This is a genomic window from Streptomyces sp. NPDC107562 (genome assembly GCF_055657325.1).
In genome coordinates, this window is record NZ_JBVKBE010000009.1 from 305,519 (window position 1) to 320,479 (window position 14,961).

Here is a 14,961-nt window from a genome sequence, read left to right on the forward strand (position 1 = left end):
GGGTCTCCGGAGGCGGCAGCCCCCGGAGACCCCGCCCCGGAACCCGGTCAGTCCTCGCCGCGGTCGTCACCCCGGTCGTCGTCGTCCTTGCCGTTGTCGCCGTCGCTGTCGCTGTCGTCGTCGTGGGCCCGCTGCTGCTTGCCGTGGTCGTCGTCGCGGTCGTCGCCCTGGTCGTCGTCGCGGTCCGCCGTGACCTGGCCCGACTTCAGGTCCACCTTCCAGTGGCCCTCCTGACCGTCCGCGCCGCCGGTCTCGACGTCCCACGCGTTCACCCGGTCGTCGTCGTCGAGGTCCAGCGAGGTGACGAACCCCTTCGCGGCGGCGGCGTGCGCCGCGTCCACCGCGGTGACCTGGGCGCCCCGCAGAGCCTCCCGGTCGTCCCGGTCGTCGTCGCTGCCGTCGTCGTTGTCGTCGTCCTGGTCGGTCGACGTGCCGAGCACCTTCCCCGAGGCCGGGTCCACGTGCACGGTGTACGAGGTCGTGCCCTGGCCGAGCACCTCGACCTCCCAGCCCCGCCGGTCGTCGCCGTCGTCGTCGCCGTCGTCGGTGTCGAGGTCCGCGGACACCGCGGTCCCCGGCTGCGCCTTCAGTGCCGCCTCGACGGCCTCCGCGGCCGTCACCTTCACGCCGCGGGCACCGCTGCGGTCGTCGCTGCGGTCGTCGTCCCGGTCGTCCCGGTCGTCCCGGTCGTCGTCCCCGTCGTCGTCCCGGCGATCCGTGCCCTGCGTGTCGGTGGACGTGGACGCGGCAGGCGTCCCCGGCGAGTCGCCGCCGCTGCCCGCGAACGCCAGCGTCGTGCCCCCGCCGATCACGGCGGTCGCGACCACTGCGGCGATGACGATGTTGCGCTTCATGGTTTTCTCCCCGAATTGGGCTTCTCGTTCCGACGTCCACCACGCTGCCGTCCGACGCCTGAAGCCACGCTGAAGCCGCCTGAAGATCCCTTCAGGTTGGATTTGGGACCCTGAGGGAATGCGGCTGCTGATCGTGGAGGACGAGAAACGCCTCGCGCTGTCCCTGGCCAAGGGCCTGACGGCGGAGGGCTACGCCGTGGACGTCGTCCACGACGGCCTGGAGGGCCTGTACCGGGCGTCCGAGTCGCCGTACGACCTGCTCGTCCTCGACATCATGCTGCCCGGCATGAACGGCTACCGCGTCTGCTCCACCCTGCGCGCCGCCGGCAACGACGTGCCGATCCTGATGCTCACCGCGAAGGACGGCGAGTACGACGAGGCGGAGGGCCTGGACACGGGCGCCGACGACTATCTGACCAAGCCGTTCTCCTACGTCGTGCTGGTCGCCCGCGTCCGTGCCCTGCTGCGCCGCCGCGGTCAGCACGGAGCCTCGCCCGTGCTCACCGTCGGGCCGCTGCGCGTCGACACCGCCGCCCGCCGGATCACCCGTGACGGGGACGAGATCGCCCTGACCGCGAAGGAGTTCTCCGTGCTGGAGCAGCTCGCGGTGCGGGCCGGCGAGGTGGTGTCCAAGGCGGAGATCCTGGAGCACGTCTGGGACTTCGCGTACGAGGGCGATCCGAACATCGTCGAGGTCTACGTCAGCGCGCTGCGCCGCAAGCTGGGTGCGGGACTGATCCGCACGGTCCGGGGTGCCGGCTACCGGCTGGAGGCGCCCCGGTGAGCCGGTTGTTCGGATCCGTGCGGGCCCGGGCCACCCTCGGCGCCACGCTCGTCGTCGCGGTGGCCCTGGTCGCCGCGGGGGCGGCCGTCCTGCTGTCCCTCTACTCCAACCTGACCGAGCAGGCCGGCACCGAGGCGGAGCGCTCCGCGCGGGCGGTCGCGGCCGACCTGGCCGGCGGCAAGCGCGCCGACCAGCTGTCCCTGGACGACGACGACCGTCCCGTCCAGGTCGTCGCCGACGACGGCACGCTGGTCGCGGCCAGCGAGAAGCTGGAGCGCATCAGCGGTACGGGCACGAGCGCCGTCCGGCCGCGGCAGCAGCCGCCGGCCACCGCGGACCCGGGCACCGGCTCCGGCGACGACGACTCCGAGGACTCGGGCGAGTCGGGCGACGACGACTCGGGTGACGACGACTCGGGCCACGGCTCGGGTGACGACTCGGGTGACGACGACTCCGCCGGGGCCACGCTCCAGCCGGGCGAGATCGCCGAGGAGGCGTCCCTGACGGACGGCTCGGCGACCATCGACGGCGACCAGGCGGACTACCGGTTCGCGAAGGTGCAGGTCGAGGTCCCCGGTCAGGGCACCTACACCGTGTACGCGGGCGGTCCGCTGGCCGCCGAGCAGAACGCCGTGAGCACCGCGCAGACCGTCATGCTGATCGGCTTCCCGCTGCTGCTCGGCGTCGTCGCCGGCGTGACCTGGCTGGTCACCGGGCGCGCGCTGCGCCCGGTGGAGGGCATCCGCAGCGAGATGGCGGAGATCACCGCCTCCGAGGACCTCTCCCGGCGGGTCCCCGAACCGGCCACCCACGACGAGGTGGCCCGGCTGGCCCGCACCACCAACGAGACGCTGGCCGCGCTGGAGACCTCGGTGGACCGCCAGCGGCGTTTCGTCGCCGACGCCTCGCACGAGCTGCGCAGCCCGATCGCGTCCCTGCGCACCCAGCTGGAGGTGGCGGCGGCGCATCCGGAGCTGCTGGACCTGGAGGGGGCGGTCGAGGACACCGTACGACTGCAAAGACTCGCCGCCGATCTGCTGCTGCTGGCCCGCCTGGACGCGGGGGAGCGGCCCACCGGCACCCGGGTCGACCTCGCGGAGCTGGCGCGGGAGCAGGCCGCGGGCCGCGCGGGCGTGTCCGTCGACGCGCAGTCGCTCGAAGTGGCCGGATCGCGAGGGCAACTGGGGCGGGTGCTGGCCAATCTGCTCGACAACGCCCAGCGGCACGCGCGCGCGGCGGTCACGGTGGCCGTCCGGCGGGACGGGGACCGTGCGGTCGTCCAGGTCGCGGACGACGGGGACGGCGTGGCGCCGGCGGACCGGGAGCGGATCTTCGAGCGGTTCGTCCGGCTGGACGACGCCCGCAGCCGGGACGAGGGCGGCGCCGGTCTGGGGCTCGCCATCGCCCGTGACGTCGCCGCCCGGCACGGCGGCACCCTCACGGTCCAGGACGCGCCGACAGGCGGAGCCCAGTTCGAACTCCGCCTGCCGCTCGTGCCGGAGGGCCTCTGAACCCGGTGGGTCAGGGCCGGCCGCGCTGCCCCCGCAGGTGGTCCGCGATGGGCTTCAGGGCCTTGTCGAGTTCGGTGAGGGAATCGGAGGGCAGCAGGTCGATGAAGTGCCGCCGCACGGACGAGACGTGGTGGGGCGCGACCTTCTGCATCGTCTCCATGCCGTGCTCGGTCAGCACCGCGTAGAGCCCCCGCCGATCCGACTCGCAGTTCTCGCGCCGCACCAGGTCGGCGTTCTCCATGCGGGTGATCTGGTGCGAGAGGCGGCTCTTGGACTGCATGGTGGCGGAGGCGAGATCGCTCATCCGCATCCGCAAATCGTCCGACTCGGAGAGATTCACGAGGATCTCGTAGTCGTTCATCGTCAGGCCGAACGGCTGCAGGTCCTTTTCGAGCTGGTACGTCAACAGCCTGTTGACCTCCAGGTGGGTGCGCCAGGCACACTGCTCCGCATCGGTCAGCCAGCGCGTGGCCGTCTCGGTCTCCATGAATGAAGTCTACCTAAGAGGTTGAAATGTGAACTACTGAGGGTGGTGTGACAGTGCGCACGCGTTCGACGTCACACTCCGCAGACTACCGCTCACAGCCCGAAGCGACGCTGGAGGTCCCCCAGCTGTCCGGGAAGGCGCGGTGCGCCGGCTTGCCCCCCGTGCCCTCCGGTCACCCCGCCACCACCGGGCACGCCGGCCTGGTGCGGGACCGTCCCCGTGGCCTGCTCGGCCATCAGGGTCTCGGTCGACTGGAGCAGGACCGTACCGGCTCCCACGAACTCGAACTGATGCTCCTCCCCGGAGGCCCCGCCGAGGCCTGTCATCGCACGTAGACCGCCCATTACGCCCGTCATGTAGCCATGGTCGTAGTGGTGGCACGGCGAGGGGCAGTCGGCCCAGCCGACAAGCGCTTGCGGGTCCACCCGGATCGGCGGCTCCATGAACACCACCGGACCGTTAGATGCGGCCACGAACTTTCCGGTTCCGATGAGGGTGAGAAAGCCCGGCACGATCGACTGCTTCAGCGCGAGAGTTGGCTGAAAAGCGAGCAGGTTGCCCGAGCGAATGGTCAGGTTGCCGTCCTCCAGATCGAAGGAATTCACGTCGAAGGCCCGGTCGGCGAGGAGCATCTTGCCCGAGCCCTCCGCCACGACCCAGTCCGCGGCGTGCAGTGGCGAATGGAACGACGTACGGACAAGACGGTCCAATCGCCCGTGCCCGACGCCGTTGAAGTCGATCGAGCCGTAGTAGGCGATCATCTTCCCCTTCTGCAGGAACCACTGGCTCCCCTTCAGCTCCACGCAGAAGGTGTACGCGTTCACGTTGTCGTCGGCGGGCAGCGTCGCCGGGTCGTGCACGACGGGCCCCGCGCCCGGAGTTCCGTAGGTCACAGCTTCTCCTCCGAGGCCTGGACGTACACCGCGCCGTTGCCGCTCAGCTCCAGCTGGAACGCCTCGCCGGAGCCGCGCCCCACCATGTCCCGCCAGCCCAGCGCGGTCGAGAGCTTGTTGCGCACGTCGCCGTGGTGGGCGACGTAGGCCTGGGGGTCGACATGGACCGGACGCTGCGGGCTGATCGGGATCTCGAAGATCCCGCCGTGGGCCATCACGGCCACCGCCCCGTGCCCCTTGAGCGTGGTCGTGAACAGACCCTGCCCGGTGACCTGCCCGCGCACCATCCCCATGACCCCGCCCTGGGAGCCCAGGAACATCGTCCCCTGCTGGAGGCTGCCCTCGAAGGCGAGCAGCCGGTCCGCCTCGACGCAGAGGGTGTCCCCGGCGAGAGTGATCACCTGGACGTGATGCCCGCCGTGCCCGAACAGCACGGTGCCGCTGCCCTCGACGGTCATGAGCGGGGTGTCCTCGTTGGCCACCCGGCGCCCGATCATCGCCATGACGCCGCCCTGGCCGCCGCTCATGTTGGGCGTGAAGGACACCTCGCCCTTGTAGGCGAGCATGGCGCCGCGCTGGCTGAACAGCCGACCGCCCGGCACGACGGTCGCCTCGACCATCTTCGAATTGACCTCGCGGAAGCCCATGTCACACATCCCCCGCGATCGTGTTCCGCTCACTGGGCTGGACGTACACCAGTCCGTCCCCCTCGAACCGCATCTGGAACGCCTCGCCCCCGCCCTCGCCCATCAATGTGCGGAAGGTCACGCCGGACTGGAAGGACTGCCGTAGATCGCCCTGGTGGGCGACGTACGCCCCCGGGTCCACGGTCAGGGGGTACTGCGCGCTCACCCGCAGCACCACCGCCGGCCCGTCCGACATGATCGCCGCCTGTCCGTGCCCCTCGACGGTGGTCGTGAACAGCCCGTTGCCCTGCGAGGCGCCACGCAGCCCCGTGAAGGACGTGCCGGTCCGCAGCCCGCCGTCGGTCGCGAGCAGATTGCTCGACTCCACGTACAGCTTGTCGCCCTGGAGACTCACCAGGTTGATCTCCGAGGCCCGGTCCGCGAACCAGCACGTCCCCTGCCCCTTCACCTCCATCAGGGTCATCTGCTCTCCGGTGATGCGCCGGGTCACCATCCCCCGTATGCCCTCACCGCCGCCGCTCAGCTTCTTGAAGGCCATCTGCCCGTCGTACGCGACCATCGACCCGTTCTTCGCCTTCACGGCGTCCCCGGTCATGTCGACGGCGAGCACTTTGCTGCCTTGAAGTCGGAACATCGCCACGGATGTGAAGGTATCGGCCGATTGGCTCCTCCGACAGGGGCAGTTTCCCGAGAGGAACCCGGAGCGGGCCCCTAGGGGGCCGGAGCGGGACCCCGAGCCCTTCTCGCGCCCGGTCGTTTGCCACAATGGCGGAGCGTTTGTGCCTCCGTTCACAAAGTGGCACGCCTCGTCAGCGAATCTCCCACCGAAGGTGACCCGTGGATCTCAAGACAGCCACCGCCCTCCGCCGCCTCCGCCTGGTCTCGGCCCCGGAGGCCGTGTCCTTCCTGATCCTGCTCGTCTGCTCGGTGCTCAAGCGGACCACGGAGTTCAACGCGGTCCCCGTGATGGGCGCGATCCACGGCGTCCTGTTCGTCCTGTACGTGATCTTCTGGGCGGACGCCTGGAACCGCGCGCGGTGGAGCTTCGGCACGGGCGCCCTGTACTTCGTCCTCTCCGTGCTCCCCACCGGTGGCTTCTTCGCCGAGCGCAGGCTGCGCCGCGAGGCCGAGGACGCGGTGATCGCGGAGCGTGCCCGTAAGGAAGGAGTGGTGAGCGCATGATCGTCGCCTTCTCCGTGACGCCCCTGGGTGTCGGCGAGGACGTGGGGGAGTACGTCGCCGACGCCGTCCGGGTGGTCCGCGAGTCCGGCCTGCCGAACCGCACGGACGCGATGTTCACGTCCGTCGAGGGCGAGTGGGACGAGGTCATGGACGTCGTCCGGCGTGCGGTGGCCGCCGTCGAGGCGCGGGCGCCGCGGGTGTCCCTGGTCCTCAAGGCGGACATCCGCCCCGGTGTGACGGACGCCCTGACGTCCAAGGTCGAGACGGTGGAACGCCACCTGGCGCCGTGACCGCGGCCGCCGAGGACCCCGGCCCGGTGGCCGGGGTCCTCGCGCGCGTACCGAAACGCGAGACGGGGCTGACCACGATATGACCGGCGGGTAAGGTCTGGTGACGTGCCGAAGCCGCTCAGCCTTCCCTTCGACCCCATCGCCCGCGCCGACGAACTCTGGAAGCAGCGCTGGGGCAACGTGCCGTCGATGGCCGCGATCACCTCGATCATGCGAGCGCACCAGATCCTGCTGGCCGAGGTCGACGCGGTGGTCAAGCCGTACGGCCTGACGTTCGCGCGCTACGAGGCGCTGGTGCTGCTCACCTTCTCCAAGGCCGGCGAACTGCCGATGTCCAAGATCGGCGAGCGGCTGATGGTGCACCCCACGTCCGTCACGAACACCGTCGACCGACTGGTGAGGTCCGGCCTCGTGGCCAAGCGCCCCAACCCCAACGACGGCCGCGGCACCCTCGCCGTCATCACCGAGAAGGGCCGCGAGGTGGTCGAGTCGGCCACCCGCGACCTGATGGCGATGGACTTCGGCCTGAGCGCGTACGACGCCGAGGAATGCGCCGAGATCTTCGCCATGCTCCGCCCCTTGCGCGTCTCGGCGAGCGACTTCGAGGAGCAGTGACCCGAAGGAAGATCGCCCGGAACGGGCGGTTACGCTCGATCGCATGAAAAAGAGCGTGCTGACCCGCTACCGCGTCATGGCCTATGTCACGGGTGTGCTCCTGGTCCTGCTGTGCCTGTGCATGATCGCCAAGTACGGCCTGAAGATGGACGGCGCCGCGGACGCGACGCAGGTCGTCTCCATCGCGCACGGCTGGCTGTACGTGGTCTACCTCGTCTTCGCCTTCGACCTGGGCTCCAAGGCGAAGTGGTCGGTGGCCAAGCAGGTGTGGGTGCTGCTGGCGGGAACGATCCCGACGGCCGCGTTCTTCGTCGAGCGGAAGATCTCGCGGGAGCTCGACGCCAAGGTCGCGCAGGGTGTGCCCGCCTCGGTCAAGGTCTAGGCGCCACCACGCTCGGCCGCCGCGCGTCCGCGTGTGCGGCGGCCGTCGTTCACCCGATTGCCCGGGTCGGCCGATAAATCGGCCGTCAGCCGTCGACATTTACTAGGACGTCCTAGTAAATTTGAAGGTATGGACGCTGACGCCATCGAAGAGGGCCGCCGACGCTGGCAGGCACGGTACGACGCGGCGCGGAAGCGCGACGCGGACTTCAGCACGCTTTCCGGCGATCCCGTGGAGCCGGTGTACGGGCCCCGGCCCGGGGACGCGTACGAGGGCTTCGAGCGGATCGGCTGGCCCGGGGAGTACCCCTTCACGCGCGGCCTGTATCCGACCGGATACCGGGGGCGTACCTGGACGATCCGGCAGTTCGCCGGCTTCGGCAACGCCGAGCAGACCAACGAGCGCTACAAGATGATCCTCGCCGCGGGCGGCGGCGGACTCTCGGTGGCGTTCGACATGCCGACCCTGATGGGCCGCGACTCCGACGACCCGCGCTCGCTCGGCGAGGTCGGCCACTGCGGTGTGGCCGTCGACTCGGCCGCCGACATGGACGTCCTCTTCCGCGACATCCCGCTCGGCGACGTCACGACGTCGATGACGATCAGCGGCCCGGCCGTCCCGGTCTTCTGCATGTACCTGGTCGCCGCGGAGCGCCAGGGCGTCGACCCGGCCGTCCTGAACGGCACGCTCCAGACGGACATCTTCAAGGAGTACATCGCCCAGAAGGAGTGGCTCTTCCAGCCCGAGCCGCATCTCCGTCTGATCGGCGACCTGATGGAGTACTGCGCGACGCGCATCCCCGCGTACAAGCCCCTGTCCGTCTCCGGCTACCACATCCGCGAGGCCGGGGCGACGGCCGCGCAGGAGCTTGCGTACACGCTCGCGGACGGCTTCGGATACGTCGAGCTGGGACTCAGCCGCGGCCTGGACGTGGACGTCTTCGCCCCCGGTCTCTCCTTCTTCTTCGACGCGCACCTCGACTTCTTCGAGGAGATCGCCAAGTTCCGCGCCGCGCGCCGCATCTGGGCCCGCTGGATGCGGGACGTGTACGGCGCCACCTCCGACAAGGCCCAGTGGCTGCGCTTCCACACCCAGACCGCCGGTGTCTCGCTGACCGCCCAGCAGCCGTACAACAACGTCGTCCGCACGGCGGTGGAGGCCCTCGCCGCGGTCCTCGGCGGCACCAACTCGCTGCACACCAACGCGCTCGACGAGACCCTGGCGCTGCCGAGCGAGCAGGCTGCCGAGATCGCGCTCCGCACGCAGCAGGTGCTGATGGAGGAGACCGGCGTCGCCAACGTCGCCGACCCGCTGGGCGGTTCGTGGTTCGTCGAGCAGCTGACCGACCGGATCGAGGCCGACGCGGAGAAGATCTTCGACCAGATCAAGGAGCGCGGACTGCGGGCGCACCCCGACGGGAAGCACCCCATCGGCCCGATCACCTCCGGCATCCTGCGCGGTATCGAGGACGGCTGGTTCACCGGCGAGATCGCCGAGTCCGCGTTCCGCTACCAGCAGTCCCTGGAGAAGGGCGACAAGCGGGTCGTCGGCGTCAACGCCCACACCGGCTCCGTCACCGGCGACCTGGAGATCCTGCGGGTCAGCCACGAGGTGGAGCGCGAGCAGGTGCGCGCCCTGTCCGACCGCCGCACGGGTCGTGACGAGGCGGCCGTCCGCGCGGCGCTCGGCGCGATGCTGGAGGCCGCGCGCGACGGCTCCAACATGATCGAGCCGATGCTCACGGCGGTGCGGGCGGAAGCCACCCTCGGGGAGATCTGCGACGCCCTGCGCGACGAGTGGGGTGTGTACACGGAGCCCGCGGGCTTCTAGAACCGGCAGGAGCGAGGGCGGCACCGGTGCCACGGGGGGTCACGTGGCGTCCGTGTCGCCTTCCTCTTTCCCGTCTTCCCCTCCCTGTACGGGGCCTTCGCGCCGCCCCGTCTCGGCGGCCGCCGCGCCCGCCAGCCCCAGCAGCAGCACCCGCGTCAGACCCCGGACCCACTCCTCGTCCACCGGCTCCGCGCTCACCAGCGAGCGGTGCACGACCGAGCCCGCCACCATGTCGAAGATGAGGTCGACCGTGCGGGCGGACTCCGCGGGGTCGGTCTCCGGCGGAAGCTCCCCGCGGCGCTGGGCGCGTGCCCGGCCCTCCACGACCAGCCGCTTCTGGCGTTCCACGATCGACCCGCGGATGCGCTCGCGCAGCGCCTCGTCCCGTGTGGACTCGGCCACCACCGCCATCAGGCCGCTCCTGGCCTCGGGGCGGGCCAGGATGGCGGCGAACTGCGCGACCACGCCCTCGACGTCGCCCGCCAGGGTGCCGCGGTCGGGCAGGCGCAGTTCGTCGAAGAGTTCCGCCACCGCGTCGACGACCAGTTCGTTCTTGCCGACCCAGCGGCGGTAGAGCGTCGTCTTCGCCACCCCCGCCCGGGCCGCCACGTCTCCCAAGGTGAGCTTGGACCAGCCGAGTTCCACCAGGGCCGCCCGGGTCGCGGCCAGGATGGCGGTGTCGGCGGCGGCGCTGCGCGGGCGACCCGTGCGGCCGGCGGGGGTGCGGCTCTGCATCCTTCGACCCTATCCGGGACAGGATCTGGCGAGATTCGCGTGGCAGTGAGGGAGATCACCAAGGCAAGGTGTCCCGGGGTCCCGTCCTGCCGTTACGCTACGACTCGTAGCGAAAGCACGTGACGGACCAGTTCTTCCGTGCGGTACGGAAGTATTTGTCACGTATGCGAGCGACGACCACAGGCGTGGGGTGGGGACCCGGCGCCGAACGCACGCACGGCTTCGAGGGCGCTTTTCACAGACGCCCGGGGAACGGGGGAGGATAGACGCATGCAGCCACGGAACATGTCCATGAGCGGCGTCGTCGACCTCGCCGCGGTCAAGGCGGCCCAGGAGGCCAAGGCGAAGGCCGAGCAGGCGCGCGCCGCAGCGGCGCGTGAGGGCGGCGGCGGTGCCGTCTCCCCGGCCGATCTCGTCATCGACGTCGACGAGGCCGGATTCGAGCACGACGTCCTGCAGCGCTCCATCGAGGTCCCGGTCGTCATCGACTTCTGGGCCGAGTGGTGCGAGCCCTGCAAGCAGCTCAGCCCGGTGCTGGAGCGGCTCGCCGTCGAGTACAACGGTCGCTTCGTCCTCGCCAAGATCGATGTCGACGCCAACCAGATGCTGATGCAGCAGTTCGGGATCCAGGGGATCCCGGCGGTCTTCGCGGTCGTCGCGGGCCAGGCGCTGCCGCTCTTCCAGGGTGCCGCCGCCGAGGCGCAGATCCGGGAGACCCTCGACCAGTTGGTCGCCGTCGCCGAGCAGCGCTTCGGACTGACCGGCCTGACCGTCGACCCGGAGGCCCGGCCGGGCGGCCAGGCGCCGGCGGAGGCACCCGTCGGACCCTACGACGCCGTACTGAACGCGGCCGCGCTGGCGTTGGACGCGGGCGACCTGGCCGGGGCGGTCCAGGCGTACAAGAACGTGCTCGCCGACGACCCCGGCCACCCCGAGGCCAAACTGGGTCTTGCGCAGGCGGAGTTGCTCCAGCGGGTGCAGGGCCTGGACGTCCAGGCGGTGCGCAAGGAGGCGGCCGACCGGCCGGCCGACGCGCAGGCGCAGATCGTGGCCGCCGACCTGGATCTGGTGGGCGGTCATGTCGAGGACGCCTTCGGGCGTCTCATCGACGCCGTGCGCCGCACGGCGGGCGACGACCGGGACGCCGTACGGCGGCGGTTGCTGGAGCTGTTCGAGGTGGTCGGAGCGGACGATCCGCGGGTGACGGCGGCTCGCCGGGCGCTCGCGCGCGCGCTGTTCTGACCGACGTCGGGGCACGCTGCGCGGCCGGTCGCTGAACGTCTGGACGCGTGAGCCCTGAGTGAGGACGTGTCCGACGGGGGCGTCGAGGCGGCCGCGCTTTACCAAATCTTGGTAATCGCGGCCGCTGTTACTGCGAGTAAGTCATGGGCGTTGGTCTGTCGGATTCTGTCCAGCGATCAATAGTTTTGTCCTGCCCCTGGATGGCACCCAGAGTCGCTGACCGAGTCCGGCTGGTCGTTGTTCGGTTATCCGGCCGTTACTAGCGAGTAACGAACCCCCTTGTGCGGGCGGCGAGAATGCACCACGATCGGCGACGCTCGGTCCATTCCCGTACCCCGACATCCAATCGGGCCGCGGGACTTCCTGGGTCCCCACCGAGCAGAGCCGACGCCCCTGGCGCCGGCTCTTGGGCAGGGGGGTCTTCGCCCACCCGGTGAAGCCTGTCCAGCAAGGTTGTGCGTGATGCGTGTCAGGCGCGACCAGTGGTTGTCGCTCGGGGGTGATCGCCGGTGATTCGGGCGCCGTTGTGCGCCACCGAGTGCGGGCGCTCTCCTTCCCGAGGACGTAGCACTTCTCCCATCCCTGTCCGGTACAGCCACCTTCGGGGGCGAGTCGGGCCAGGAGATGTACGTCCGAGAAGGAGGAAATATGGAGTCCCCAGTGCGTGGTGGGACCAGATGGAAGCGGTTCGCTGTGGTCATGGTGCCCAGCGTCGCCGCCGCGGCATGTGTGGGTGTCGGTCTGGCGCAGGGTGCGCTGGCCGCGTCCTTCAGCGTCTCCGGCCAGCAGTTCAAGGTGAAGGCCTCTCACCTGCACGGTGAGGGCTTTGCCCAGTACGGCGGCATAGACGAAGTCTATGAAACGGTCGAGGGCAAGAAGAAGAAGAAGGTCCCGGTCGCGATCTCGTCGTTCGACACGGCGACGATCACCAAGATGTGCCAGTCGGTCAAGACGGACATCCCCTTCGTGGGATCGATCTACCTCCGTCTCGAGGCCGGCAACAACCCGCAGAAGCCGGTCAAGGCCGAGAACCTCTACATCGACGTCGCGCAGCTGGACGCCGATGCGGAGTTCAAGAACATCGACATCGGTGTTGCGGTCAAGGACAAGACGCGCGGGCCCGCCAACAAGGATGGAGCCACCACCCTGCCGGGCGGCTTCGCCCAGCAGGCGGAGTCGGCCGACCTCTACGGCGTCGAGCAGACGGCGTGGGCGACCTCGGCCGGCACGTTCAAGCTCAGCGGTCTGTCGATGCGTCTCGGCGCGGACCCCAAGATGGAGTGCTACTGACGGCTCCCGTCACCGGGGTGTATCGGGGTAGTTGAACTGCCCCCGGGGGCGGGGGAGCCGTCGCTTCTCCGCCCCGCCGGCCCGGCCCGTCCGAGCGTCGGCACCCTCACCGACCCACACTTCCGGCTTCTTCACGCCTACGGCCGAGCCGGTACGAACTTCCACCGGACCCAGGGAGCTGTTTTCCATGAGTGCCGAGACTCCGGACCAGAGCGCCGGGACATTCGCCCGGTTGCGTCTGCGATTCCGTGACTGGCGGGGCACCCGGCCGTTCTGGGCGGGACTGTTCACCCTGCTCGGCGGGGTGCCGATCGCCTATTTCCCGTACGCCACGCTCAAGTTGGGCACCATGTCGCTCGCGATGGCGACCACCGCGGGTGCCGGCTCACTGATCATCGGCGTGCTGCTCATCACGCTGGGCCTGACCATGTGGTTCCAGCAGGCCACCCGCTTCTTCGCCGGAGTCGCGGCGATCCTCCTGGCGCTGGTGTCCCTGGTGGTCTCCAACATCGGCGGCTTCCTGATCGGTTTCCTGCTGGCCATGCTCGGCGGCGCGCTCGCGCTGTCCTGGGCGCCGGGCAAGCCGGAGGCCGAGGACGCCGCCCGCCGGGACGCCGACCAGGCCCCGGACGGCGACGGCGGCGACGACGTCCCCGGCTCCGCCCCGGACGCCACGGGGGGCACCCCCGTCGAGCCGGTCGAGCCGCACCCTCCGTACGGCACCGCCGACGGCTTCCGGGCAGAGGAGCCGAAGGGGGCGCACCGTGTCGGCTGACGAGGGCCGGGGCGAAAGCTCTGCGGCCCCGCAACCGGCGAGGACGGGGCCGCGTCACGCCGCCCCCAGGAAGCCGCTGTTCACCAGATTCCAGGTCCCGGCCGGACGTGCGATAGCCGTGGCGGCGATGCCCACCGCGATCCTCCTGGGCATGGGCCTCACGCCGAAGCTGGCGCTCGCCGACGACCGGCCGACTCCGCAGAGCCTGACGGCCGAGGAGTACGAGGACTGCGTCGAGCTCCTCAAGGAGACCGACGGCGCCTCGCCGTCGCCGTCCGCCTCGGCGAGCGAGAGCGAGTCCGAGGAGCCGAGCCCGTCGGCCTCGGCGACCGCATCGCCGCAGTCGCCGCAGACTTCGGACACCTCGGGTGACGAGGCCACGGACAACGACGGGTCGGGCGACGACTCTTCGTCGGATTCAGGTTCCGACGACGAGGCCGAGCCCGCGCCGTCCCCGTCGGCCTCGGCGGACAAGGACGCGCAGCCGCAGGACGCGGAGCCGGCGCCGAGCGTGTCCCAGAGCGGCGACGGCGGTGTGCTGGGCGCCATCGGCGACACGATCACGGGCGTCGTCGACGGCATCACCGGGCTGGGCAAGGGCGAGGAGGGGGAGACCACTCCCACGCCGACGCCGACGCCGACGCCGTCCTCGGGTGCCGAGGACGGCACGTCCGAGGAGGACGGCACCTCCGGCGACTCCAGCAGCGCGGACGACTCCGGCAAGGACACCGGCGACTCGGGCAAGGACGCCGACACGGCCGGGGACAGCGCCGACGAGCCCACCGACGCGGCGTCGGACGCGGCGGAGGATGCCGAGGAGGCTGCGGACGAGGCCACCGCCTCACCGACCCCCAGCCCCTCCGCGACCGCCACCGTCGACCCGGACGACTGCCCGCTCGCCACGGATGTCGAGGGCGGGATAGACAACGAGATCCTGCTGCCCGACGACCCCTGGTTCCTGGACGCCAGTTCGCTGAAGCTCAAGGGCGCCGACTACCAGGGCATCGTGAAGGTCAAGACCGCGTCCGGCAACGTCAAGGAAGTCCTGAAGTACGTCATATCCGACGGCACGGACATCGGCGACCTGCACCAGACGGTGAAGGACGAGCAGTCGGGCAAGACGTACCACGTCCAGGCCGACAAGGGCTCCATGTCCACCATCACCGACGGGGACACGGTGATGTACACCGAGAAGATCTCCGGCAACCTCTTCGGCCTGATCCCGATCACCTTCAGCCCGGACAACCCGCCGCCGCTGAACATCCCGCTGATCTACTTCACCGACGTGAAGGTCCAGCAGGCCGGCCAGTTCGGCGGCACCCTGCACGTGCCAGGCCTCTCGTCGTACATCACCGACTGAGCCGGCCGGCCCACGAACCCTTCCGGGAGCCGCAAAAGAACTGTGGCCCGGTACCCGCCTCGCGGGTACCGGGCCACAGTCCGG

Annotated in this window: 17 protein-coding genes; 11 read left to right on the forward strand and 6 right to left on the reverse strand. The window is 70.3% G+C overall.

The genetic code is table 11. From position 1 onward, the window contains the following. Nucleotides 1–47: 47 nt before the first annotated feature. Entirely contained in the window at nt 48–854 is an 807-nt protein-coding gene (locus ACZ7LV_RS25225) for a PepSY domain-containing protein (protein ID WP_471942382.1), read from the reverse strand. 118 nt (nt 855–972) lie between these two features. Here ACZ7LV_RS25225 and ACZ7LV_RS25230 point away from each other — a divergent pair, with 118 nt between their 5' ends. Together ACZ7LV_RS25230 and ACZ7LV_RS25235 are read left to right on the forward strand one after the other, a co-directional pair. Then, on the forward strand, nt 973–1,638 hold the full coding sequence (locus ACZ7LV_RS25230) for a response regulator transcription factor (RefSeq protein ID WP_471942384.1): 666 nt from the start codon (nt 973–975) through the stop codon (nt 1,636–1,638). Beyond that, complete coding sequence (locus ACZ7LV_RS25235) at nt 1,635–3,149, forward strand: sensor histidine kinase (RefSeq protein ID WP_471942386.1); 1,515 nt, start codon at nt 1,635–1,637, stop codon at nt 3,147–3,149. The genes ACZ7LV_RS25230 and ACZ7LV_RS25235 overlap by 4 nt, the downstream gene beginning before the upstream one ends. A gap of 10 nt (nt 3,150–3,159) precedes the next feature. Here the strand turns inward: ACZ7LV_RS25235 and ACZ7LV_RS25240 are convergent, their stop codons facing one another. The 4 genes from ACZ7LV_RS25240 to ACZ7LV_RS25255 form a co-directional block, all read right to left on the reverse strand. Next, nucleotides 3,160–3,636 carry a MarR family winged helix-turn-helix transcriptional regulator gene (locus ACZ7LV_RS25240; RefSeq protein ID WP_401673447.1) on the reverse strand — a complete coding sequence of 159 codons (477 nt, stop codon included), beginning with the start codon at nt 3,634–3,636 and terminating at the stop codon, nt 3,160–3,162. A 92-nt stretch (nt 3,637–3,728) separates the two neighbouring features. After that, a complete protein-coding gene (locus ACZ7LV_RS25245) occupies nt 3,729–4,529 on the reverse strand; it encodes an AIM24 family protein (protein WP_471942388.1) in 801 nt (266 codons plus the stop codon). Beyond that, nucleotides 4,526–5,176, reverse strand: a complete 651-nt coding sequence (locus ACZ7LV_RS25250) for an AIM24 family protein (RefSeq protein ID WP_471942390.1) — start codon at nt 5,174–5,176, stop codon at nt 4,526–4,528. Before ACZ7LV_RS25250 ends, ACZ7LV_RS25245 begins: the two co-directional genes overlap by 4 nt. A gap of 1 nt (nt 5,177) precedes the next feature. Then, on the reverse strand, nt 5,178–5,810 hold the full coding sequence (locus ACZ7LV_RS25255; RefSeq protein WP_471942456.1) for an AIM24 family protein: 633 nt from the start codon (nt 5,808–5,810) through the stop codon (nt 5,178–5,180). 203 nt (nt 5,811–6,013) lie between these two features. Between ACZ7LV_RS25255 and ACZ7LV_RS25260 the strand changes: the two genes are divergently transcribed. The 5 genes from ACZ7LV_RS25260 to ACZ7LV_RS25280 all read left to right on the forward strand — a co-directional run bounded on the left by ACZ7LV_RS25260 (nt 6,014) and on the right by ACZ7LV_RS25280 (nt 9,475). Continuing rightward, nucleotides 6,014–6,358: a DUF3817 domain-containing protein gene (locus ACZ7LV_RS25260; RefSeq protein WP_471942392.1), complete on the forward strand. Its 345-nt coding sequence runs from the start codon at nt 6,014–6,016 to the stop codon at nt 6,356–6,358. Beyond that, nucleotides 6,355–6,648 carry an MTH1187 family thiamine-binding protein gene (locus ACZ7LV_RS25265; protein WP_401673458.1) on the forward strand — a complete coding sequence of 98 codons (294 nt, stop codon included), beginning with the start codon at nt 6,355–6,357 and terminating at the stop codon, nt 6,646–6,648. Before ACZ7LV_RS25260 ends, ACZ7LV_RS25265 begins: the two co-directional genes overlap by 4 nt. 105 nt (nt 6,649–6,753) lie before the next feature. Continuing rightward, nucleotides 6,754–7,263, forward strand: coding sequence for a MarR family winged helix-turn-helix transcriptional regulator (locus tag ACZ7LV_RS25270; RefSeq protein ID WP_471942393.1), 510 nt, complete (start codon nt 6,754–6,756; stop codon nt 7,261–7,263). 43 nt (nt 7,264–7,306) lie between these two features. Beyond that, the gene (locus ACZ7LV_RS25275; protein ID WP_471942395.1) at nt 7,307–7,645 is read left to right on the forward strand and encodes a DUF3817 domain-containing protein; all 339 of its coding nucleotides are present in this window, start codon (nt 7,307–7,309) and stop codon (nt 7,643–7,645) included. Nucleotides 7,646–7,774: 129 nt separating this feature from the next. Then, the gene (locus tag ACZ7LV_RS25280) at nt 7,775–9,475 is read left to right on the forward strand and encodes an acyl-CoA mutase large subunit family protein (protein ID WP_471942397.1); all 1,701 of its coding nucleotides are present in this window, start codon (nt 7,775–7,777) and stop codon (nt 9,473–9,475) included. A 39-nt stretch (nt 9,476–9,514) separates the two neighbouring features. Here the strand turns inward: ACZ7LV_RS25280 and ACZ7LV_RS25285 are convergent, their stop codons facing one another. Next, nucleotides 9,515–10,210, reverse strand: coding sequence for a TetR/AcrR family transcriptional regulator (locus ACZ7LV_RS25285; RefSeq protein WP_471942399.1), 696 nt, complete (start codon nt 10,208–10,210; stop codon nt 9,515–9,517). Nucleotides 10,211–10,480: 270 nt separating this feature from the next. On the opposite strand from ACZ7LV_RS25285, the gene ACZ7LV_RS25290 reads away from it, so the two are divergent. The 4 genes from ACZ7LV_RS25290 to ACZ7LV_RS25305 all read left to right on the forward strand — a co-directional run bounded on the left by ACZ7LV_RS25290 (nt 10,481) and on the right by ACZ7LV_RS25305 (nt 14,877). Beyond that, a complete protein-coding gene (locus ACZ7LV_RS25290) occupies nt 10,481–11,452 on the forward strand; it encodes a tetratricopeptide repeat protein (RefSeq protein WP_471942401.1) in 972 nt (323 codons plus the stop codon). Between the two features lie 648 nt (nt 11,453–12,100). Beyond that, on the forward strand, nt 12,101–12,742 hold the full coding sequence (locus ACZ7LV_RS25295) for a DUF6230 family protein (RefSeq protein ID WP_471942402.1): 642 nt from the start codon (nt 12,101–12,103) through the stop codon (nt 12,740–12,742). A gap of 187 nt (nt 12,743–12,929) precedes the next feature. Beyond that, nucleotides 12,930–13,517 (forward strand): DUF6114 domain-containing protein, encoded by a 588-nt coding sequence (locus ACZ7LV_RS25300; protein WP_471942404.1) that lies wholly within the window; start codon nt 12,930–12,932, stop codon nt 13,515–13,517. After that, nucleotides 13,507–14,877, forward strand: coding sequence for a hypothetical protein (locus tag ACZ7LV_RS25305; protein ID WP_471942405.1), 1,371 nt, complete (start codon nt 13,507–13,509; stop codon nt 14,875–14,877). The genes ACZ7LV_RS25300 and ACZ7LV_RS25305 overlap by 11 nt, the downstream gene beginning before the upstream one ends. Nucleotides 14,878–14,961: the final 84 nt, after the last annotated feature.